The organism is Mesobacillus sp. QJM3NY_10, assembly GCF_056173465.1.
The window spans coordinates 1,550,614-1,569,655 of sequence record NZ_CM149675.1; the positions used below are offsets into that span (position 1 = coordinate 1,550,614).

A 19,042-nucleotide genomic window follows, 5' to 3' on the forward strand; every position below is an offset into this window, starting at 1 on the left:
TTCCCCTTTTAAAATAAGGAAGAATGTATTATATTAGATATATAACTAATTAGATAAATGTCGAATTGATTGGAGTGGTTTAATGCAGCTGGATAAAATTGTTGCTTTTCATAAAGCAATGGGGGACCCAACAAGGTTAAGAATAGTGGCTTTGCTAGCAAACGGGCCGCTTCATGGCCAGGCAATTGCCGGAAAGCTTGGCCTTACCCCGCCGACAATCACACATCATATCAAAAAATTACGGGATATCAATGTAATCTTCGAGCGCAGGGACAAGAACACAATATATTTTCACTTAAATGAGTCATTAATCAAGCAACAGGCGAAAACACTTGGCAAGTTGATCGAGAAAAAGGAAGGGGAGGTGGAAGCAATGATACAACAGAATATCGAAAGACAAAAGGTTATCGAGAATTTCTTTACAAAAGACGGTAAATTAAAGAACATCCCGGCACAACGGAAGAAGAAGCTGATGGTATTTGAGTATATGGTCCGTGGGTTGAAAGCCGGAAAAAAATATCCAGAAAAGGAACTGAACGAATATATAACAAAGTTCCATGAGGATTATGCGACAATCAGAAGGGAATTCATTATCAATCATTACATGTATCGTGAAAATGCGATTTATGAATTGAACCCCGAAGAGATGTGGGCAAAACCAGAATGATTGCAAGTCAAAACCGCCTGAGACATTGTTTCAGGCGGTTTTCCTGTAAATAGAAATCAATATAATTCTGGCCGGCGGTCGGCGAAGATGGGAATCTTGCCTCTTGCTTCCTTAACCTCATCAAGGTCGATTTCTGCTAGGAGGATTTCCTCACCTTCTCCACCTTCTGCAATCACGTCACCCCATGGGCCAATGACCATGGAATGGCCAGCGAATTTATTGTTAGGGTCTGAACCAGCCCGGTTGCAGGCTATAACAAAGCATTGGTTCTCAATCGCACGGGCGATGAGCAATGCTCGCCAGTGTTCTAAACGCTGGATTGGCCATTCAGCAACAACAAACATCGCTTCGACTCCATGGAGTGCATGGGCACGGACCCATTCCGGGAACCGGATATCATAGCAAATCAGCCCGGCAAATTTGTGGCCATCTAAAGAAAATAATCCTTTTTCCTTTCCGGCAGCCAGATACAGATGCTCATCCATGAGCTTGAACAAGTGGAGCTTGCTGTATATTCCTGCCTGCTCACCATTTTTGTCGAATACAAGCAGTGTATTTTCAATGCCAGCTTCTGTTTTATTGGCAACAGAACCGCCAATAAAATGGGAATTGTATTTCTCAGCTGCACCCTTGAAAAATCCTTTGGCTTCTTGTGCTTCTTCTTCTGCAGTGTCTTTTAAATGATCGAGATCATATCCGGTAGTCCAGAGCTCGGGAAGGACAAGGATATCAGGTTTTTGAGCATTTGCCTGGTCGATCAGTTCGGAGGCTTTTTTGTAATTTTGCTCAGGATTCCCAAAGGCAATGTCCATTTGCAGGCATGCTATTTTATATTTCATCTTAAATCACCGCCATACTTTCTGAAAATTATATCTTTACAAGTTACTATTTACGTTATATCATTTGTGACTAGAATTTCAAATTAAAATTTTTAAATACTAATATATTTCCTAAGCAGGTGAGAAAATGGAATTCGCACAATCAGATGTATTGAAAAGCCTGCCCAAGCAGTTTTTTGCTTCACTCGTGCAAAAAGTGGGCGCATATACTGAAAAAGGGGCAGATGTTATAAATCTTGGACAGGGAAACCCTGACCAACCGACACCACAGCACATCGTTGAAAAGTTAAAGCAAGCTGGAGAAAATCCAGCTAATCATAAGTATCCACCGTTCAGGGGATTGCCCTCGTTGAAGGAAGCCGCAGCAGCATTCTATAAAAGGGAGTATGGAGTCGATCTTGATCCAGAAGAAGAAATTGCCATACTATTCGGTGGCAAGGCTGGCCTGGTTGAAATTCCTCAATGCCTGCTGAATCCTGGGGACACCATTCTCGTTCCTGACCCAGGCTACCCTGACTATTTATCTGGAGTCGAACTTGCAAAGGCTAAGATGGTGACAATGCCACTAAGAGAAGAGAATGACTTTCTGCCTGATTATGCTGAATTAAGTGCAGAGGATTTGGATCAAGCAAAACTGATGTTTCTCAACTACCCCAATAATCCTACTGGCGCAGTGGCACATCAGGAATTTTTTGATCAGACAATCGAGCTGGCACGAAAAAATGAAATTTGTGTTGTCCACGATTTCGCGTATGGAGCGATTGGCTTTGACGGGAAGAGACCACAAAGCTTTTTACAGTCAGAGGGTGCCAAAGACGTAGGGATCGAAATTTATACGCTCTCGAAAACATATAATATGGCTGGATGGCGTGTGGGCTTTGCAGCGGGGAATAAGAGCGTGATTGCGGCGATCAACTTGCTTCAGGACCATATGTATGTCAGTCTGTTTGGTGCTGTCCAGGAAGCTGCAGCAGAAGCTTTGCTAGGGCCCCAGGAATGTGTTGCTGACTTAAATGATTTATACGAATCAAGAAGAAATGTCCTTATTGACGGTCTGAAAAATATTGGCTGGCACGTCACTGCTCCAAAAGGCTCGTTTTTTGCCTGGCTTAAGGTTCCGGAACACTTCACTTCGGTTGAATTTGCGGATTTTTTGCTCGAAAAGGCACATATAGCAGTTGCGCCAGGTGTAGGGTTTGGAGAACATGGAGCGGGCTTTGTGAGGGTTGGCTTGCTGAGCTCCGAGGAGAGATTGCAAGAAGCAGTCAGCAGAATTGAAAGCTTGGAAATTTTCAAAAAATAGTTGACATTGATTTATGAACCTGACATAATCCTAATTAATAAATTTACTTTAACCAATTAAATAACTTGATTAAATTATTTTCTTATCAAGAGCAGGCGGAGGGACGAGCCCGATGAAGCCCGGCAACCGATCCAGCATTTTATGCTGGGCACGGTGCTAATTCTTGCAGCGAAAGCTGAAAGATGAGAAGAGTTTAGTGTATTTTCTAACCTCTTCTTTGTGAAGAGGTTTTTTTAATGTCTTTAAAACAACTCGTTTGGAAAGGGATTGATCTTCATGAGCGAAATTACAGCGACATATATAGTCCATGATGCTAAACATAACCCGGAGAAAAAAGCAGAGGGGATCGCGCTTGGTTTGACAGTGGGATCCTGGACAGATTTGCCTGAATTGGACCAAAAACAATTAAAAAAACATAAGGGAAGAGTTGTTTCTGTAGAAGGTTCGGGCCTGGACAGCAATTCAGAAACAGTGGCAACAATTAAAATCGCTTATCCTGCCATCAATTTCTCACCGGACCTGCCAGCAATTCTCACAACTTTATTTGGAAAACTATCGCTTGATGGCAAGGTAAAGCTGATAGACCTTGAATTCGGAGAAGAATTAAAGAAAGAATTCCCAGGTCCGCGCTTTGGCATTGAAGGAATCAGGGGAAAGCTTGGCGTCTATGACCGGCCATTGCTTATGAGCATCTTCAAAGGTGTCATTGGACGGGATATGGAGTTTCTGTTAAAGCAGCTAAAAGAACAGAGCCTTGGAGGAGTTGATCTGATCAAGGATGATGAAATCCTGTTTGAAAATGAACTTACTCCTTTTGAAAAGAGAATCACTCTTGGGAAACAGGTTCTCGATGAAGTCTATGAATCTACTGGACACAGAACCTTATATGCTGCCAACCTGACAGGAAGAACCACACAGCTTAGGGATAAAGCGAGAAGAGCGGCTGAGCTTGGAGCCGACGCCCTGTTGTTCAATGTGTTCGCCTACGGTTTGGATGTCTTGCAGGAACTTAGGGAAGATGACGAAATCGGTATTCCGATCATGGCTCACCCGGCTGTAAGTGGTGCGTTCACTTCAGCTGATGAATATGGTTTTTCACATTCCTTGCTTCTGGGAAAATTACTCCGTTATGCCGGAGCAGACTTCTCACTGTTCCCGTCACCTTATGGAAGTGTGGCTCTCGAAAAGCAGCAGGCGATCTCAATAGCCGAGGCACTGACTGCTGAGGATCAATTCAAAAGGACATTCCCGGTTCCATCAGCAGGTATCCATCCAGGAATGGTCCCTTTGCTTGTAAAAGATTTCGGAATAGATTCAATCATTAATGCGGGTGGAGGCGTACATGGACATCCTGGTGGAGCACAAGGGGGCGGCAAGGCATTCAGGCAGGCAATTGAAACAGTTCTTCAAGGAAAAACGCTTGAAGAGGGCGCACATGAGCATGAAGAGTTAAAAATTGCTTTAGGTCTTTGGGGTTCAGCCGAGGCGGTAGCGAAATGAGCCAGCCAGTGATTTTTTGTGACTTCGATGGAACAGTAACCGAAAAGGACAATATCATAGCGATCATGAATGAATTTGGCCCTGAAGGATGGGATGAAATAAAGGAAGCGGTGCTTGATCGCACCATTTCCATAAGGGAAGGCGTGGGGAAAATGTTTTCCCTCCTTCCCGTCCACCTTAGAGAAGAAATCATTGAGTTTGCCGTCAAGAATGCAAGGATACGCCCTGGTTTTAAGGAATTTCTGGATTATGCCAGCGAAGAAGGAATCTCTGTTTACATCGTAAGCGGCGGAATTGACTTTTTCTTAGAACCCATCATTCAACAATTTGGCCCAATTGCAGGAATTTACTGTAACAGTTCTGATTTTTCAGGAAAAACAATCAAAATTAAATGGCCGAACAGCTGCGATCAACAATGTTCAAATGATTGCGGCTGCTGCAAACCATCAATCATGAGAAAGCTGGAACGGAGCGAAGATTATAAAATCGTCATTGGTGACTCCGTTACCGATCTTGAAGCCGCAAAACAAGCGGACTTGGTGCTGGCGAGAGATTACTTGAAGGATAAATGTGAAGAATGGGAGATTCGGCATCTATCATTTGAAACGTTTTATGACTGTATTGAAGCTCTTAAAACTGAAACAGGGGTGAAGGGATGAGCATTTTAGAATCGAAGTGGGAAGAACTGGCGGATGTAAAGGCTGAACTGGCTGAGCGTGATTGGTTTATGGGAACGAGCGGTAACCTTGCGATTAAAGTGAACAGCGACCCGGTGCAATTCCTTGTGACGGCGAGCGGAAAGGATAAGCGGAAAAGAACGGATGAGGACTTTTTACTTGTTGACCAATTCGGCCGTCCGGTAGAGGAAACCCATTTGAAGCCTTCGGCTGAAACTCTGCTTCATGTAGAGGTATACAAAAAGACAAACGCAGGTTGCAGCCTCCATGTCCATACAATTGATAACAATGTCATCTCAGAGGTTTATGGTGACAGGGGAGAGGTGCAGTTCCAGGAACAGGAATTAATTAAAGCTTTCAATATTTGGGAGGAGGATGCCGTCCTCAAAATTCCCATTATTCCAAATTATGCGCATATCCCAACCCTTGCAAAAGCCTTCTCAGAGCATGTAAAAGGAGACACTGGGGCAGTATTGATCCGTAATCATGGCATCACAGCCTGGGGCAGGAATGCATTTGAAGCTAAAAAGATTCTCGAAGCTACTGAGTTTTTATTCCGTTACCAGTTAAGATTGCTTGAGCACAAACCATTTCAATTGTTCAAGGTAGTGTAAATCAGGATTTTTAGAGCGAATTCTCATAAAACAGTGACATTATAAAAAGGGAGCGATTCACATGGCATTTATCGTAAAGCAAAACACACAGGAAAAAATCGTTGATGAGCAGCAGGTAGAAGCATTTCTGAACGCACAGGAAGTTATCTATGAAAAATGGGATATCAATAAGCTGCCAGCAAAACTTCAGGAAAAATTCCTCTTAACTGATGAAGAAAAACAGCAGATACTTGAAGCCTTCAAAGCTGAGATTGAAGACATTTCTGTACGCAGAGGCTACAAAGCTCAGGACGTCATTTCACTGTCTGACAATAGACCGAATCTTGACCAGCTGCTTGCAAATTTCAAGCAGGAACACCATCACACGGATGATGAAGTAAGATTTATCGTCAGCGGCCACGGAGTATTTGTCATACAAGGCAAAGACGGAGGATTTTTTGAAGTGTTCCTGAATCCAGGAGACCTGATCTCCGTGCCTGAAAATACTCGTCATTACTTTACTCTTCAGGATGACCGCCAGGTAGTTGCGGTAAGAATTTTCGTGACAACTGAAGGCTGGGTTCCGATTTACGAAGAGGAAAAAGTCAGCCAGTAATCATGATGACCCGCAAACATTGTCGAAGAAAAAAATTTTTGATGTGAATATTGTCTTATTTTGCGAATCTATTTACAATCAAACAAGCATTTGCCATAATTCTTCAAGTAAACTTTTATTTATTTAAGGAATTAAAGTAGTAGAGGAGATATAGAAGTGTATCAATCGCAAAATGCATTATTAAAGGAAATTGATCGCGCTAGGAATTTAATGGTTGCTTCTGCAATGGAATCTGGATTTACGAGTGAGGAAACAATCTATCGAAGCCATGAACTGGACCGTCTAATCTATGAATATCAAACTTTATGCAAAGAGACGGAAATACAGCGGCAAAAAGCAAAAGTTTTATTCAGGCAAATGATTCTGCTGACAAAGAAACAATATATTTTAGCGCATGCGTGATAACATTCCATCGTATCGAAAAAATTAGCCACTGCCAGGAAACCGGCGGTGGCTAAACTGTTTCTAAAAGAAAACTTCTATTAAAAATCCTCCCGAGTTCTTTCCAGGTCTCCCGTCAAAACATTAATTATTTGCTCAAATTTTCACGTGAAAGTTGCTTTGTGTGATATTTATCATATTTTTAAATTCATATTTTATTTATTTTTAACATAGATAGGTTTTTATATCATCATATGACTCACTCCATCAAGTACAGCAACGTACTACCATTTTAGACAATTATAAATTCGCATCTATGTCTTAACCTCATTTTTTCACCATTCGAATGTACAATTTTGCTTTCCACTTTTTTAATTGTTGGTACTATGCTTGTAATGCGATTCATATATCGTACTACATAGCATTTTATTTTTCACTGCCAAAGTAACCGCTTACAAGTTAATAGTTTTTCATTTTGAGGAGGGGAAAAGAGAGTATGCACATTGTCGTATGTGTCAAGCAAGTGCCCGATACAAAGATCATCAAAATCAATCCTAAGACTAATACTCTGGACCGGAGAAGCGCACCAGCAATTTTGAACCCTTATGATGCTCACGCCGTACAGGAAGCAGTCAAGATCAGGAATAAAACCGGCGGAACGATTTCTGTTCTTTCAATGGGACCGCCGCAAGCTGTAGATGTTATTAAGAAAAGTGTTGAAATAGGTGCTGACCAGGGATATCTCATCTCAGACAGGGCGTTTGCGGGTGCAGATACCCTGGCTACAAGCTATGCGCTCTCCAAAGCGCTAGAAAAAATATCGAAGGATAATCCGATTGACCTGGTCATCTGCGGGAAGCATGCGATTGATGGGGATACAGGACAAGTAGGACCAGGAATCGCCCGCAGGCTGGATATACCGCCAATTACGAATGTTATTGAAGTTTCAGAGGTTAATAAAGAAGAAAAATATGTTCACATCAAGCGGAAGCAAATCGATGGATACGAAGTTATTCAATCACAGCTCCCTTGCTTACTGACTGTTGAAAAGGAGATTAATGACATAGAGTATGCACCGCTTACAAATATGATCAATGCAGCACGTTATGAGCCGGTCATCTGGTCTGTGAATGATCTTGGGGATGTTGACAAGACACAGCTGGGATTAAAAGGATCTCCAACGATTGTTGGCAAGATGTTCAGTCCTCCAAAGCTTGAAGGCGGGAAAAGAATTGAGGGAAACTCTGATTCTCAGGTAGAACAGCTTATGGGAGTTTTAATGGAAAGAAAAGATTTATTGAAAATAAAAACAGCCAACTCTTGATTCCGAATATAAAGGGGGAATAACAGGATGGAAGAAAACCAGGGAGTCTGGGTATTCATTGAAGTAAATGATGGAAGTATTGAAGGTGTTTCGCTGGAGTTACTGGGTGCGGGAAGGAAGCTTGCAGACAAGCTGGAAGTTCCGCTTTCCGGAGTGATGCTCGGGGAAGGTGTCATGCCTTTAGCTAATGAAGTTATCTATGCTGGTGCAGATCAAGTATATGTCGTTGATCATCCGGTCCTGAAGAATTATCGGACTGAATCATATATGAAGGGTGTCTGTATACTGGCTGAAAAATATAAGCCGGAAATCTTCCTTTATGGAGCAACGCCAAATGGAAAAGACCTGGCGAGTGCTGTTGCAACTGATTTAAGTACAGGTTTAACAGCTGATACGACGATGCTCGATGTCGATGTTGAGAAAAGATTGCTCGAGGCTAGCCGTCCTGCTTTTGGTGGAAATATCATGGCTACCATTCTATGTAAAAAACACAGGCCGCAAATGGCAACGGTACGCCCGAAGGTGATGAAAGCCCTAGAAACGGATGAAGGCAGGAAGGGAGTCATCATCGAAGAAGAGTTAGAACTTCGGGAAGAAGATATGCGCACTAAAGTGCTTAAAATTGTGAAGGATGTAACAAAAAAAGCAAGCCTTGCAGAAGCCCATGTCATCGTGGCTGGCGGAAAAGGTTTAGGCGACATCCAGGGATTCCAGCTTATTCATGAGCTTGCGGAAGTAATTGGTGCAAGTGTGGGAGGAACAAGGGATGTCGTTGAGGCAGGATGGCTGAAGCATGAGCAGCAAATTGGCCAGACTGGCGAGACTGTCACTCCGAAAATCTACTTTGCCATCGGGATCTCAGGTGCAATCCAGCATGTTGAAGGAATGAAAAACTCTGAGCTGATCATCGCGATCAACAAGGATGCGAACGCTCCTATTTTTGATGTTGCCACATATGGCATTGTCGGCGATGCATTGGAAATTGTTCCGAAACTAATCAAGCAGTTTAAAGATCTCAGCAAAGAGAAGGGCGGGGAAATGAGCTATGTCTGAAAAATTTGATGTAATCGTCGTAGGAGCCGGCCCTGCTGGAACATCATGTGCCTACAACTGTGCCAAAAGCGGACTAAAAGTATTGTTGATCGAGCGTGGTGAGTACCCAGGCTCAAAGAACGTTATGGGTGGAGTCCTTTACAGAAAACAGATGGAGGACATCATTCCGGAATTTTGGAAGGAAGCGCCTCTCGAAAGACCTGTTGTTGAGCAGCGATTCTGGATGATGGATAAAGAATCGGTTGTCCAGTTTGGTTATAAAGGTCTCGAATGGGCAACTGAACCATATAATAACTTTACAGTACTGCGCGCACAGTTTGACCAGTGGTTCGCAAAGAAAGCTGTCGAACAAGGTGCATTATTGATAAATGAAACAGTTGTTACTGAATGTATCGTTGAAAATGGCAAGGTTGTTGGCGTCCGGACTGACCGACCAGATGGAGAAGTATTTGCAGACGTTGTCGTGCTAGCAGACGGAGTGAACTCCCTGCTTTCAAAGCAGCTGGGCTTCCACAGGGAATTCCGTCCTGACGAAGTTGCCTTGACGGTTATGGAAGTAATCAATCTGCCGAAAGACAAAATCAATGACCGCTTCAATCTCGAAGGAAATCACGGCACAACGATTGAGATTTTCGGTGATTCAACACAAGGCAATCTTGGTACGGCTTTTCTTTATACTAACAAAGAAAGCTTGAACATCGGTGTTGGAACGACGCTGTCAAGCATGATCAAAGCAAAGTTGAAGCCTTATGAGCTACTGGATTACCTGAAAAAACATCCAATGGTCCGTCCTTATATAGAGGGAGGGGAATCAGCAGAATACCTGGCCCATTTAATACCTGAAGGAGGATTCCATTCCGTGCCGAGGGTTGCCGGAAATGGTGTTCTGGTAGTAGGGGATGCCGCCCAGCTTGTCAATGCGATTCACCGAGAAGGTTCGAACATGGCGATGGCTTCAGGCCAAATGGCCGCAGAAGCAATCGTTGAGGCCAAAAAAGATGGTGACTTCAGTGAGAACAGCCTGAATCGCTATAAGGAAGCGTTATTCGGAAGCTTTATCATTAAGGACCTTGAAAAATATAAGGATGCAGCACATACCTTTGAGACCTACCCGCAATACTTTAAGGAATACCTGCCAATGATGAACAAAGCAATGAGCAAGTTCTTCACAGTCGATGGAACACCGAAGAGAGAAAAACAGAAGGAAATCATGCGAAGTGTGACGGCTGAAAAAGGAACCTTTAAGGTAATGCAAGACATCTATCGTGCCTGGAAGGCGGTGAAATAATGTCAACTACAAACATCGAGGAAAAACAATTTCTTTTAAGGTTTAAGTGTGACACGAAATCGCATCTGACAGTTTTGGACCATGACGTCTGCATGACTCAGTGCCCTGACAAACTCTGTACAGTATTCTGCCCGGCTGAAGTATACAAATGGGAAGGAAAGAGGATGCAGGTAGGCTATGAAGGCTGTCACGAATGCGGCAGCTGCCGCATCGGCTGCCCGTACCAGAATATCAAATGGGAATATCCAAAAGGCGGACACGGAATCGTATTCAGGCTTGCTTAATAGTTAAAATGATTAAATAAGTCCATTCTGAAGCAGGTAAAGGTCATTAATTTGCCCTTTACCTGCCTCTTTTGTTTTTGTTTATTAATGCCAAAGGGTCTCTCAAGATCCATTGGATAATGAATCTGTGGTGAAAAGGACATCTATTTGATTGGAGCGTAAGGCACGAAGACTCCTGCGGGAGTAAGGGGCAGGGGAGACCCCACAGGCGCGTATAGCGCCGAGGAGGCTCCACGGCACGTCCGCGGAAAGCGAAGTGCCTGGAGCGCAAATCAACGTGTCGATTAATAAGACAAAGTATAGGAGAATTAAACCATATTAAAATAATCATGCTGTCGCTAGACATTAACAATTATTCTATATTCATCATATGTAAGTTAATTCACAAGTGGGTTCAAAAAAGGGTGGAGCTATCAAAAGAGGGATAAATGAGGGAGGGTTAACTGATTTTTTCTTGCTGGCACACTGCGTGAAGCTGGTCACTAAGGATCTCTTTTTCTATATTCCGCGCTGCCTCAACAGCTTCATCAAACCGATCATACAGAGTTGAAGCATATACTGGTTTGCCAGCATCATAGATTCCGGATGAATCTGATTTATATATCGTAACGTTCCAATGGTAAAATTCCCGCCCATCATCCTGGTGGCCCTGAAGTCCAATCAGTAAATGAGTATGCAGCATGTCAGGCTGGAGATCAAGGAAGGCTTTCTTGTCACTGTGCCCGGCTGGCATAAGTGCCTTTTTGTAAAAATCGCGATACAAATTATTTTGCAATGTAAATTCACTCCTTTTCCTTTAAGCTATAAATTCATTATATGTAAGGATTTATAATATTTGAAGGTTAATTGTTAAAATTTTTAGAAATTTTAACAAAGTGTCATTATTTCTTCACATTTTCTTAAATTAATAGTAATTGTGATGCCTATCACAACCCCGAATGCGATCGCTTTCTATAATAAAAGTATCAAAACATATAGGAGGCCGATTAGGATGACAGGCTGTATGAGTGGTATCAACCAGGATTCAAGTTTTACATTATGTGCAGGTCTTCAACAATTAAAAAATGAACATCCACCTTTATTGGAGATGCTTGCGAACCTTTTAAATATTTCAGTAAAGATTGAGGAAGGGGAGCAAATGGAGGAGAATTTTTCGAAGCTGAGAGAGCTGGTCATTGAGTTCCTTGCTGAGCTTGAACCACATTCGGAGCGTGAAGAAGGCGTATTGTTTGAGATGATGGCAGTTTATATTGGCAGGGAAATGGGACCGATTGCAGTAATGGAATATGAACATGATCAGGCAAAGCGCTTCATTGGAACCTTCCTCCACAATACAAAGGATGGCACAACAGGTTTTACAAATGAGAAAATGATTGAAAATGCTCAAATGATAAAAAATGCAAACTATACACTGGTAAGCCATTTCGCTAAGGAAGAAAGCATCCTTTTCCCAATGGCGGAGAATATGTTCAGCGAGGAAGAGAAGCAAGAGCTGGCAGCGCGTATAAAAATAATTTAAAAGTAACTAAAAAGGGTGAAGCCATTAAAGCTTCACCCTTTAAGTATATAAATTAATTTTCTGTAATCGTTACAAGCTTAATGTCTTTCGTATCGAATCTATAAAAAACATTATCTTCACCAGTGAATTCAATCTGGCCTTCTTGATCCTTGGCATCCTGGATGGCTTCTGAAATATTTTCTACCTCGATTGGTCGTGAAACTTTAAAATCTTTTTCAAAAAAATAGTTAATCTTAAATTTAGACATGTTGATCTCCCTTCTTTTTATCCTCATTTTCTTTATTTCCTTAACAGGAGTATGCCTAAACATAAATATACAAATGGAATATTTTAATTGACTATTATAGAGATTAACTGTTCCATTCAGCTAGCTTTTCATCTTTAGGAAGGAACATGGTCAATATTCCGAGCAAGGGAAGGAATCCTACACTGATGATCATCAATGGCAAACCGATCAAGTCAGCAAGATACCCAAGTCCCACAGAACCAATGGCGCCCATTCCGAATGCGAGACCTACTGTCAGCCCAGCCATCGTCCCAATTTTACCGGGAACCAGCTCCTGGGCATATACCACCGTAACAGAAAAGCTAGACATCAGGATGAATCCGCTTATCGTCAGCAAAGCGAATGCAACTACATATGGCATAAATGGAATGATTGCGGAAAGAGGCGCAGTAGCGATCATCGAAAGAAAAATAATGTTTTTCTTGCCGAAACGGTCTGCGAGCGGGCCTCCGAAAAAAGTGCCGAACGCACCTGCAACAAGGAATGCAAACAGGAAAATTTGCGCCTCCTTAATCGAAATGCCATATTTATCAATTGCATAAAATGCATAGAAGTTCGTCATACCTGAAATATACCAGGACCTGGCAAAAATCAAAAATAAAATCAGGACAAGCGCCATTTTGATATTTTTTGAAATCCCCTTTTTTACTTGTTTGCTAGCTTGTTTGGATTTGGCGGCTATTTTTTCATAATCCAATTTTCGGCTGTACCAGGCTGCGATATATAAAAGCAGACCAACGGCGATTGCCGCTACAAGCGTAAACCAAACTGCTCCGAATTGACCGAGTGGTACGAGAATGAGCGCTGTAATCAGCGGGGCAAGTGCCTGGCCGGAATTGCCCCCGACCTGATAAATGGACTGTGCCAATCCCCTGCGCGGTCCGGCTGCCATATAGGCAACCCTCGAACCTTCTGGATGGAAAACAGCTGACCCAAGACCAATGAATAAAACTGAAAGAATAACAAACTCAAAGCTCGGAGCGAATGCCAGTCCAAGAACACCGAACATTGTCGAAGTCAAACCAAGCGGAAGGGCATAAGGCATTGGCTTTTTATCGGTTGCCATTCCTATCAAAGGCTGAAGAATGGAAGAAACGATATTCAAAGAAAAGGCAATCATCCCTAATTGGGTGAATGAAAGCCCCATTGATTTTTCAAGAATGGGGAACATTGCAGGAATGACGGATTGGATGGAATCATTCAATAAATGTACTAACCCGATGATGAAGAGTATCTTATACGCAGTATCGTTTTGATTCTGCGGTTTCGCACTGACGGCGGCAGCTGATTGGGTCATGATTGTCTCCTTCTTAAATTATTTCGGTTTCCTACATATCATTTTACAAAAAAAGTCACGAGATAAAAATAGCTTTTCTATTGAAATATATGCTCTAATATAATTTAGAAAATACAGATTATTTAACCAGGGGGACAATCGTATGGAAAAAGCAGTGAGTTCATTGATGACCCAGGAGATTTCACATGATTTTCTGGAGCGTTTCGGATTGGAAAAGGAAGTTAAAAAACTAGGTGATTTTGAGAATTATGTTTATGAAACTTATAGGAATAGCCATCCATATATATTGCGGCTCACGCATAGTTCCCACAGGAGCAAGGATGAGGTTCTGTCCGAATTGGACTGGATGAGGCATTTGAATAACATAGGGCTGTCAGTACCTGAGGTCTATCCTTCGGTACACGGAAATCTTGTAGAAGAAATAGAGGCAGCAGATCATAGTAAATTCTTTGCGTGTGTCTATGCAAAAGCACCTGGGACTGCAGTCAGTGTACGTTCAGAACAATTCAATGTAGAGCTGTTCAAAAAATGGGGAGAAACGACGGGAAGGATGCATCATGCCACAAAATCCTATAAGCCGTCTTCAGGCATAAAAGCACGAAGCAGTTGGGATGAGGACGAACTTCTATCAGTTGAAAAATATTATCCTTCTGACGAGAGGGTGTTAATAGAAAACGCGAATGAAGTGATTGCCGCGATTTCAGCCCTACCGAAAAATGTGGATAATTACGGCATCATCCATGGTGATATTCATTCCGGTAATTTTTTTTATGATGGAGAACTGATTCACGTATTCGACTTCGATGATGCGAGTTACCATTGGTTCGCTTCAGATATTGCGATCCCTCTGTACTATTCAATCTTTTATCGAATCCCTGCCAGCGAGGAAGAAGAGCGTAGCCGCTTTGGCAAGTTATTTCTAGAGGCTTTTATCGAAGGATACCAAAAAGCGAACCAGCTGCCAGAAGGCTGGAATGAGCAAGTCCCATTGTTTTTGATGCTTCGGGATATTCTTCTATACGCAGTTCTACATAAAAAAATCGCCCCAGAGGACAGGGACGAAAAATTACAGGCGATGATGGAAGAAATCGCAGACAGAATCAGGAACAAAAAGCCGATTGTGAATATTAATATATAAAAGGAAAACACCAGAGCAATTTGCTGCTGGTGTTTTTGACCTTGTGAAATGTCCCGCTCCAGCGCTAGTCGGGGCTAACCAAGGCGCTTCTGCTTTTCATTGTCCAGCTCCAGCGCCTAGCCCCTCGAGACGCTTCGATCCGCCCATTGAAGTCAAAGAACGACTTCATTGGGCGGCCCTCCAGCGCTTGTCGGGGCTGACCAAGGCGCTTGCGCTTTTCTGGCTACCAGCCGCGGCTGGCACCTCCGCCTCCGGAAGAGCCGCCGCCACCTCCACGCGGACCGCCACCACCGCCGCCTCTCGATATGATCGATAACAACAGGTAGGTAAGGGTGCCTCCGAAGAACATAAAATCGAGGACCACGACGCCGATTACGATGATAATGAGCAGCCAGGACGGTATAGGCAAGTCCTGCTGCTGCTGGGCATCACGCGGAGCACTCCCGAATTCATTTGTACCTGAGACTTCGTTGGCAAGCGCTTGGTAAGTATTCATGACAGCAAGGTTTGGCTGGTCATTTTGCAAATGTGGAATCGCATATTCATCAAGGATTCGCCCAGCTTTGCCGTCGGGGATAGTTCCCTCAAGTCCATAACCGACTTCGATCCTGATTTTCTTTTCCTGCATAGCTATTACTAGCAGCACGCCATTATCGTTTTCTTCTGTTCCAAGCCCAAATTTACGGTAAGCTTCGACAGAGTATTCTTCTATGCTTGACTCGCCGATCGACTCGATCGTTAGGACCGCAATCTGGGAAGTAGTCTGGTCGTCAATCGATCTTCCAATGTTATTTAATTGTATTTCCTCGTTCTCGCTTAAAACATTAGCGAAATCCTGGACATAAATATCACCAACTGGGTCAGGTATCTCATTTGGTGCCGCGATTGCCCCGGCCGGAAGCAGCAATAGCAGGATGCCAAGTATTGCAGCAAGGCCAGGGAATCTTTTTTGGTTCATCATCAGCCTCCAAAATCAACCTCAGGGGCTTCCTGTGCCTGAGGGTCCGCCTGGAAGTATTCCTTCTCATCAAAACCTGTTATGTTAGCAATAATGGCACCTGGAAATTGCTTTACTTTCCTGTTAAAAACGGATACCTGGTCATTATAATCCTTCCTTGCCACAGCCAATCTATTTTCAGTTCCTGCAAGCTCATCCATCAGTTGTGTGAACTGCTTGTCCGCTTTCAGATTTGGGTAATTCTCAACAACTACAAGCAAGCGGCTTAACGCGCTTGACAACTCGGCATTAGCAGTTGCCTGTTCCTCTGGTGTGTTCGCTCCGGCTAATCTTGCGCGTGCATCTGAAATGGATTGTATGACTTCTTTTTCATGAGCTGCATACCCCTTGACTGAATTGACAAGGTTAGGGATCAGATCAAGCCTTCTCTGAAGCTGGTTCTCTACCTGGGCATATGCATTATTGACATTCTCTTCTTCGGCAACGAAGTTATTGTAACTGCCAACTCCCATCATGATGAAAATTCCTAATATGACTAATAAGCCGATTACAATTCCTAAACCTTTTTTCATTCTAGCCACTCCTAATTCATTGTTGTGATGCCCGTATTTTTCCCTCAAATGAGAGGGTTTTAAACTTAGTGCTGTTGATAATCTCTTGCCTCGGAACTTTACCTTTTAATTTTTCCACTTGAACCTCTTCATTTTATTACTGAAAACCTGTTGATTGTAGTGGAAGGCGCGTAGACTCCTGCGGGATCAGCTGGACAGGTGAGACCCCGCAGGAGCTTGCTCCGAGGAGGCTCACCGCCAGCCCCGAGGAAGAATTGCTTATGAAAAAGACGGTAGTTGGTCTTTTTCATATTCTTCCCGCGGAAAGCGAAGCGCCTGGAACGAAAATCAACAGCCTTATTTAAAGACATTCATTAGTTTTTCTTATAAAATTAAGGGAAATACTGATAAAAACAACAAATTCAGATATACTCTAGTTATGGATTAGTCGTATAAGGTAAAGGAATGAAATTGTATGAACAATGAGAGAGAAAAATCTTTAAAGTTATTTATTGTATTGTCGAGAGCATACAGGGCTGTGAATGAAAAGGTGAACAAGGTCATTCAAAAAAATGGACTCAACCCGACTGAATTTGCTGTTCTTGAGCTTCTCTACCACAAGGGTGAACAGCCATTGCAGCAAATCGGCGGAAAGATTCTGCTGGCAAGCGGCAGTATTACCTATGTAGTTGATAAACTTGAAGAAAAGGGCTACTTAAATAGAGTTGCCTGCCCAAAGGACCGCAGGGTAACATATGCGAAAATTTCGGATGATGGAAGAAAATTGATAGAAGAAATCTTTCCTGAACACAGCGCGTTGATTCATGAACTGATGGACAGCCTTAATGATGATGAAAAAGACTCAGCAATTGAATTGTTAAAAAAGCTGGGCCTTTCTGTAAGCAAATATTAAAAACGGCAAAGGCCGTTTTTTTTATTGTTTTTTTTTCGGAAAAGTTGACGAAAAGAACAAGTAATTAAAAGGAAAAAAGGGAATATCCGTAGAATAGGATAGGGATGGGGATAAACATACATCCCATATAAAGATAAAGGGGGCAATACCATGAACTTTGAGCAATATACATATACGCGCCCGAATTTGGATGAGATAACTGCCAAATTCGATAATCTGCTGGAACAATTCAAAAATGCTGGATCTGTTGAGGAGCAAAGCATAGCGATGAATGGAATCAACGATTTGCGTAATGATGTTGGTACCATGTTCAACCTTTGCTATATTCGCCATTCAATCGATACCGAGGATGAATTCTATAAGCAGGAACAGGATTTCCTGGATGAACTCGCGCCACAGGTAGAGGGATTGGTAACAAAATATTATGAAGCACTTGTTACATCTCCTTACCGAGATGAGCTTGAATCAAAATGGGGACGTCAGCTATTCGCTCTGGCTGAAGCTCAGTTAAAACAGTTTTCACCAGAAATAGTACCATTGATGCAGAAGGAAAATAAGCTATCAACTGAATATACAAAACTTGTGGCTTCAGCAAAAATCATGTTTGAAGGCGAAGAGCGTACCCTTGCGCAGCTTGATCCTTTTACCGAGTCTAAAGACCGTGAAACAAGAAAGAAAGCAAGCGAAGCTAAATTCGCATTCTTTTCTGAGCACGGAGAAGAATTTGACCGCATCTATGATGAGCTTGTAAAAGTCAGGACAGAAATGGCCCACAAGCTTGGCTACAGCAATTTCGTGGAATTGGCATACTACCGGATGTTCCGTACTGACTATGACAGCAGTATGGTAGCAGCATTCAGGGACCAGGTCCACAAATACATTGTTCCGGTTGCGTCAAAGCTTAAGGAACGTCAGAAGAACAGAATTGGTGTTGATGAGTTAAAATTCTATGATGAGCCATTCGATTTCAAAACTGGTAATGCAGCACCAAAGGGCACTCCTGACTGGATCATTGAAAACGGTCAGAAAATGTATGATGAGCTGGCACCTGAGACGGGTGAATTTTTCCGTTACATGAATGAGAACAACCTGATGGATCTGGTAGCGAAGAAAGGTAAAGCGGGCGGGGGGTATTGCACATACATTGAAAATTATAAGTCACCATACATATTCTCGAACTTTAACGGAACCTCAGGTGATATTGATGTTCTGACACATGAAGCAGGGCACGCTTTCCAGGTATACTCAAGCCGTCATTTTGAAATTCCGGAATATAATTGGCCAACTTATGAAGCGTGCGAAATCCACTCAATGAGCATGGAATTCTTCACATGGCCATGGATGGACTTATTTTTCAAGGAAGATACCGATAAATATAAATTCTCGCACCTAAGCAGCGGTTTGCTATTCATGCCATACGGAGTTTCTGTTGACGAATTCCAGCACTGGGTTTATGAAAACCCTGAAGCAACACCTGCAGAAAGAAAACAGCAATGGCGAGAAATCGAGAAGAAGTACCTCCCGCATAAAGATTATGATGGAAATACTTATTTAGAAGAAGGGGGATTCTGGCAGCGACAGGGCCATATCTATAACTCGCCTTTCTACTACATCGATTACACGCTTGCACAAATTTGTGCATTCCAATTCTGGAAGCGTTCAAGAGAAAATCAGGAAGAAGCATGGAAAGATTATGCTAACCTTTGCAAGCTGGGTGGAAGCATGGCTTTCACAGAACTTGTCAAGGAAGCAAACCTTATTTCCCCATTCGAAGAAGGCTGCGTCCAGTCAGTAATTGGCGATATCGAGAGCTGGCTTGATTCTGTTGACGACAGTAAGCTTTAAAAAAGAATAG

General features: G+C 42.7%; 21 protein-coding genes and 1 riboswitch. Of the genes, 15 read left to right on the plus strand and 6 right to left on the minus strand.

Going from position 1 to position 19,042, the window contains the following annotated elements; translation table 11 throughout:
- Window positions 1-82: 82 nt before the first annotated feature.
- A complete protein-coding gene (locus AC0VX7_RS07675) occupies window positions 83-667 on the plus strand; it encodes a DUF2087 domain-containing protein (protein WP_475427349.1) in 585 nt (194 codons plus the stop codon).
- Window positions 668-723: 56 nt separating this feature from the next.
- On the opposite strand, the gene AC0VX7_RS07680 is transcribed toward AC0VX7_RS07675, so the two are convergent.
- Entirely contained in the window at window positions 724-1,506 is a 783-nt protein-coding gene (locus AC0VX7_RS07680) for a carbon-nitrogen family hydrolase (protein ID WP_475427350.1), read from the minus strand.
- 127 nt (window positions 1,507-1,633) lie between these two features.
- On the opposite strand from AC0VX7_RS07680, the gene AC0VX7_RS07685 reads away from it, so the two are divergent.
- The 10 genes from AC0VX7_RS07685 (at window position 1,634) to AC0VX7_RS07730 (ending at window position 10,525) form a co-directional block, all read left to right on the plus strand.
- Entirely contained in the window at window positions 1,634-2,809 is a 1,176-nt protein-coding gene (locus tag AC0VX7_RS07685; protein WP_475427351.1) for an aminotransferase class I/II-fold pyridoxal phosphate-dependent enzyme, read from the plus strand.
- A gap of 79 nt (window positions 2,810-2,888) precedes the next feature.
- A riboswitch (SAM riboswitch) is annotated at window positions 2,889-2,998 on the plus strand.
- Between the two features lie 87 nt (window positions 2,999-3,085).
- On the plus strand, window positions 3,086-4,309 hold the full coding sequence (gene mtnW, locus AC0VX7_RS07690) for a 2,3-diketo-5-methylthiopentyl-1-phosphate enolase (RefSeq protein ID WP_475427352.1): 1,224 nt from the start codon (window positions 3,086-3,088) through the stop codon (window positions 4,307-4,309).
- Window positions 4,306-4,968, plus strand: a complete 663-nt coding sequence (locus AC0VX7_RS07695; RefSeq protein WP_475427353.1) for a 2-hydroxy-3-keto-5-methylthiopentenyl-1-phosphate phosphatase — start codon at window positions 4,306-4,308, stop codon at window positions 4,966-4,968. The genes mtnW and AC0VX7_RS07695 overlap by 4 nt, the downstream gene beginning before the upstream one ends.
- Window positions 4,965-5,600 (plus strand): methylthioribulose 1-phosphate dehydratase, encoded by a 636-nt coding sequence (locus AC0VX7_RS07700; protein WP_475427354.1) that lies wholly within the window; start codon window positions 4,965-4,967, stop codon window positions 5,598-5,600. The genes AC0VX7_RS07695 and AC0VX7_RS07700 overlap by 4 nt, the downstream gene beginning before the upstream one ends.
- A 61-nt stretch (window positions 5,601-5,661) precedes the next feature.
- Complete coding sequence (locus tag AC0VX7_RS07705; protein WP_475427355.1) at window positions 5,662-6,195, plus strand: 1,2-dihydroxy-3-keto-5-methylthiopentene dioxygenase; 534 nt, start codon at window positions 5,662-5,664, stop codon at window positions 6,193-6,195.
- A gap of 156 nt (window positions 6,196-6,351) precedes the next feature.
- Window positions 6,352-6,597 carry a Spo0E family sporulation regulatory protein-aspartic acid phosphatase gene (locus tag AC0VX7_RS07710; protein ID WP_475427356.1) on the plus strand — a complete coding sequence of 82 codons (246 nt, stop codon included), beginning with the start codon at window positions 6,352-6,354 and terminating at the stop codon, window positions 6,595-6,597.
- Window positions 6,598-7,072: 475 nt separating this feature from the next.
- On the plus strand, window positions 7,073-7,900 hold the full coding sequence (locus tag AC0VX7_RS07715; RefSeq protein WP_475427357.1) for an electron transfer flavoprotein subunit beta/FixA family protein: 828 nt from the start codon (window positions 7,073-7,075) through the stop codon (window positions 7,898-7,900).
- 27 nt (window positions 7,901-7,927) lie between these two features.
- Entirely contained in the window at window positions 7,928-8,953 is a 1,026-nt protein-coding gene (locus tag AC0VX7_RS07720) for an electron transfer flavoprotein subunit alpha/FixB family protein (protein WP_475427358.1), read from the plus strand.
- Window positions 8,946-10,241 (plus strand): FAD-dependent oxidoreductase, encoded by a 1,296-nt coding sequence (locus tag AC0VX7_RS07725; protein ID WP_475427359.1) that lies wholly within the window; start codon window positions 8,946-8,948, stop codon window positions 10,239-10,241. Before AC0VX7_RS07720 ends, AC0VX7_RS07725 begins: the two co-directional genes overlap by 8 nt.
- Window positions 10,241-10,525 carry a ferredoxin family protein gene (locus tag AC0VX7_RS07730; protein WP_023615122.1) on the plus strand — a complete coding sequence of 95 codons (285 nt, stop codon included), beginning with the start codon at window positions 10,241-10,243 and terminating at the stop codon, window positions 10,523-10,525. The genes AC0VX7_RS07725 and AC0VX7_RS07730 overlap by 1 nt, the downstream gene beginning before the upstream one ends.
- Window positions 10,526-10,964: 439 nt before the next feature.
- Here AC0VX7_RS07730 and AC0VX7_RS07735 read toward each other — a convergent pair whose 3' ends face one another.
- On the minus strand, window positions 10,965-11,300 hold the full coding sequence (locus AC0VX7_RS07735) for a hypothetical protein (RefSeq protein WP_475427360.1): 336 nt from the start codon (window positions 11,298-11,300) through the stop codon (window positions 10,965-10,967).
- A gap of 216 nt (window positions 11,301-11,516) precedes the next feature.
- Here AC0VX7_RS07735 and AC0VX7_RS07740 point away from each other — a divergent pair, with 216 nt between their 5' ends.
- A complete protein-coding gene (locus tag AC0VX7_RS07740; protein WP_475427361.1) occupies window positions 11,517-12,044 on the plus strand; it encodes a hemerythrin domain-containing protein in 528 nt (175 codons plus the stop codon).
- 52 nt (window positions 12,045-12,096) lie between these two features.
- Here the strand turns inward: AC0VX7_RS07740 and AC0VX7_RS07745 are convergent, their stop codons facing one another.
- Together AC0VX7_RS07745 and AC0VX7_RS07750 are read right to left on the minus strand one after the other, a co-directional pair.
- Complete coding sequence (locus tag AC0VX7_RS07745; protein WP_475427362.1) at window positions 12,097-12,291, minus strand: hypothetical protein; 195 nt, start codon at window positions 12,289-12,291, stop codon at window positions 12,097-12,099.
- A gap of 103 nt (window positions 12,292-12,394) precedes the next feature.
- Complete coding sequence (locus AC0VX7_RS07750) at window positions 12,395-13,627, minus strand: MFS transporter (protein ID WP_475427363.1); 1,233 nt, start codon at window positions 13,625-13,627, stop codon at window positions 12,395-12,397.
- A gap of 142 nt (window positions 13,628-13,769) precedes the next feature.
- On the opposite strand from AC0VX7_RS07750, the gene AC0VX7_RS07755 reads away from it, so the two are divergent.
- Window positions 13,770-14,765 carry a phosphotransferase enzyme family protein gene (locus AC0VX7_RS07755; RefSeq protein ID WP_475427364.1) on the plus strand — a complete coding sequence of 332 codons (996 nt, stop codon included), beginning with the start codon at window positions 13,770-13,772 and terminating at the stop codon, window positions 14,763-14,765.
- 223 nt (window positions 14,766-14,988) lie between these two features.
- Here the strand turns inward: AC0VX7_RS07755 and AC0VX7_RS07760 are convergent, their stop codons facing one another.
- Window positions 14,989-15,726 (minus strand): TPM domain-containing protein, encoded by a 738-nt coding sequence (locus tag AC0VX7_RS07760; RefSeq protein WP_475427365.1) that lies wholly within the window; start codon window positions 15,724-15,726, stop codon window positions 14,989-14,991.
- Window positions 15,726-16,295, minus strand: coding sequence for a LemA family protein (locus tag AC0VX7_RS07765; RefSeq protein ID WP_475427366.1), 570 nt, complete (start codon window positions 16,293-16,295; stop codon window positions 15,726-15,728). The genes AC0VX7_RS07760 and AC0VX7_RS07765 overlap by 1 nt, the downstream gene beginning before the upstream one ends.
- A gap of 454 nt (window positions 16,296-16,749) precedes the next feature.
- On the opposite strand from AC0VX7_RS07765, the gene AC0VX7_RS07770 reads away from it, so the two are divergent.
- Together AC0VX7_RS07770 and AC0VX7_RS07775 are read left to right on the plus strand one after the other, a co-directional pair.
- Window positions 16,750-17,187, plus strand: coding sequence for a MarR family winged helix-turn-helix transcriptional regulator (locus AC0VX7_RS07770; protein WP_475427367.1), 438 nt, complete (start codon window positions 16,750-16,752; stop codon window positions 17,185-17,187).
- 150 nt (window positions 17,188-17,337) lie between these two features.
- Window positions 17,338-19,032: a M3 family oligoendopeptidase gene (locus AC0VX7_RS07775; RefSeq protein ID WP_475427368.1), complete on the plus strand. Its 1,695-nt coding sequence runs from the start codon at window positions 17,338-17,340 to the stop codon at window positions 19,030-19,032.
- Window positions 19,033-19,042: the final 10 nt, after the last annotated feature.

Coding starts and splice junctions, on each gene's coding strand:
- AC0VX7_RS07675 (WP_475427349.1), top strand. CDS start 83: ATGCAGCTGGATAAAATTGTTGCTTTTCATAAAGCAATGGGGGACCCA.
- AC0VX7_RS07680 (WP_475427350.1), bottom strand. CDS start 1,506: ATGAAATATAAAATAGCATGCCTGCAAATGGACATTGCCTTTGGGAAT.
- AC0VX7_RS07685 (WP_475427351.1), top strand. CDS start 1,634: ATGGAATTCGCACAATCAGATGTATTGAAAAGCCTGCCCAAGCAGTTT.
- mtnW (WP_475427352.1), top strand. CDS start 3,086: ATGAGCGAAATTACAGCGACATATATAGTCCATGATGCTAAACATAAC.
- AC0VX7_RS07695 (WP_475427353.1), top strand. CDS start 4,306: ATGAGCCAGCCAGTGATTTTTTGTGACTTCGATGGAACAGTAACCGAA.
- AC0VX7_RS07700 (WP_475427354.1), top strand. CDS start 4,965: ATGAGCATTTTAGAATCGAAGTGGGAAGAACTGGCGGATGTAAAGGCT.
- AC0VX7_RS07705 (WP_475427355.1), top strand. CDS start 5,662: ATGGCATTTATCGTAAAGCAAAACACACAGGAAAAAATCGTTGATGAG.
- AC0VX7_RS07715 (WP_475427357.1), top strand. CDS start 7,073: ATGCACATTGTCGTATGTGTCAAGCAAGTGCCCGATACAAAGATCATC.
- AC0VX7_RS07720 (WP_475427358.1), top strand. CDS start 7,928: ATGGAAGAAAACCAGGGAGTCTGGGTATTCATTGAAGTAAATGATGGA.
- AC0VX7_RS07725 (WP_475427359.1), top strand. CDS start 8,946: ATGTCTGAAAAATTTGATGTAATCGTCGTAGGAGCCGGCCCTGCTGGA.
- AC0VX7_RS07730 (WP_023615122.1), top strand. CDS start 10,241: ATGTCAACTACAAACATCGAGGAAAAACAATTTCTTTTAAGGTTTAAG.
- AC0VX7_RS07740 (WP_475427361.1), top strand. CDS start 11,517: ATGACAGGCTGTATGAGTGGTATCAACCAGGATTCAAGTTTTACATTA.
- AC0VX7_RS07745 (WP_475427362.1), bottom strand. CDS start 12,291: ATGTCTAAATTTAAGATTAACTATTTTTTTGAAAAAGATTTTAAAGTT.
- AC0VX7_RS07750 (WP_475427363.1), bottom strand. CDS start 13,627: ATGACCCAATCAGCTGCCGCCGTCAGTGCGAAACCGCAGAATCAAAAC.
- AC0VX7_RS07755 (WP_475427364.1), top strand. CDS start 13,770: ATGGAAAAAGCAGTGAGTTCATTGATGACCCAGGAGATTTCACATGAT.
- AC0VX7_RS07760 (WP_475427365.1), bottom strand. CDS start 15,726: ATGATGAACCAAAAAAGATTCCCTGGCCTTGCTGCAATACTTGGCATC.
- AC0VX7_RS07765 (WP_475427366.1), bottom strand. CDS start 16,295: ATGAAAAAAGGTTTAGGAATTGTAATCGGCTTATTAGTCATATTAGGA.
- AC0VX7_RS07770 (WP_475427367.1), top strand. CDS start 16,750: ATGAACAATGAGAGAGAAAAATCTTTAAAGTTATTTATTGTATTGTCG.
- AC0VX7_RS07775 (WP_475427368.1), top strand. CDS start 17,338: ATGAACTTTGAGCAATATACATATACGCGCCCGAATTTGGATGAGATA.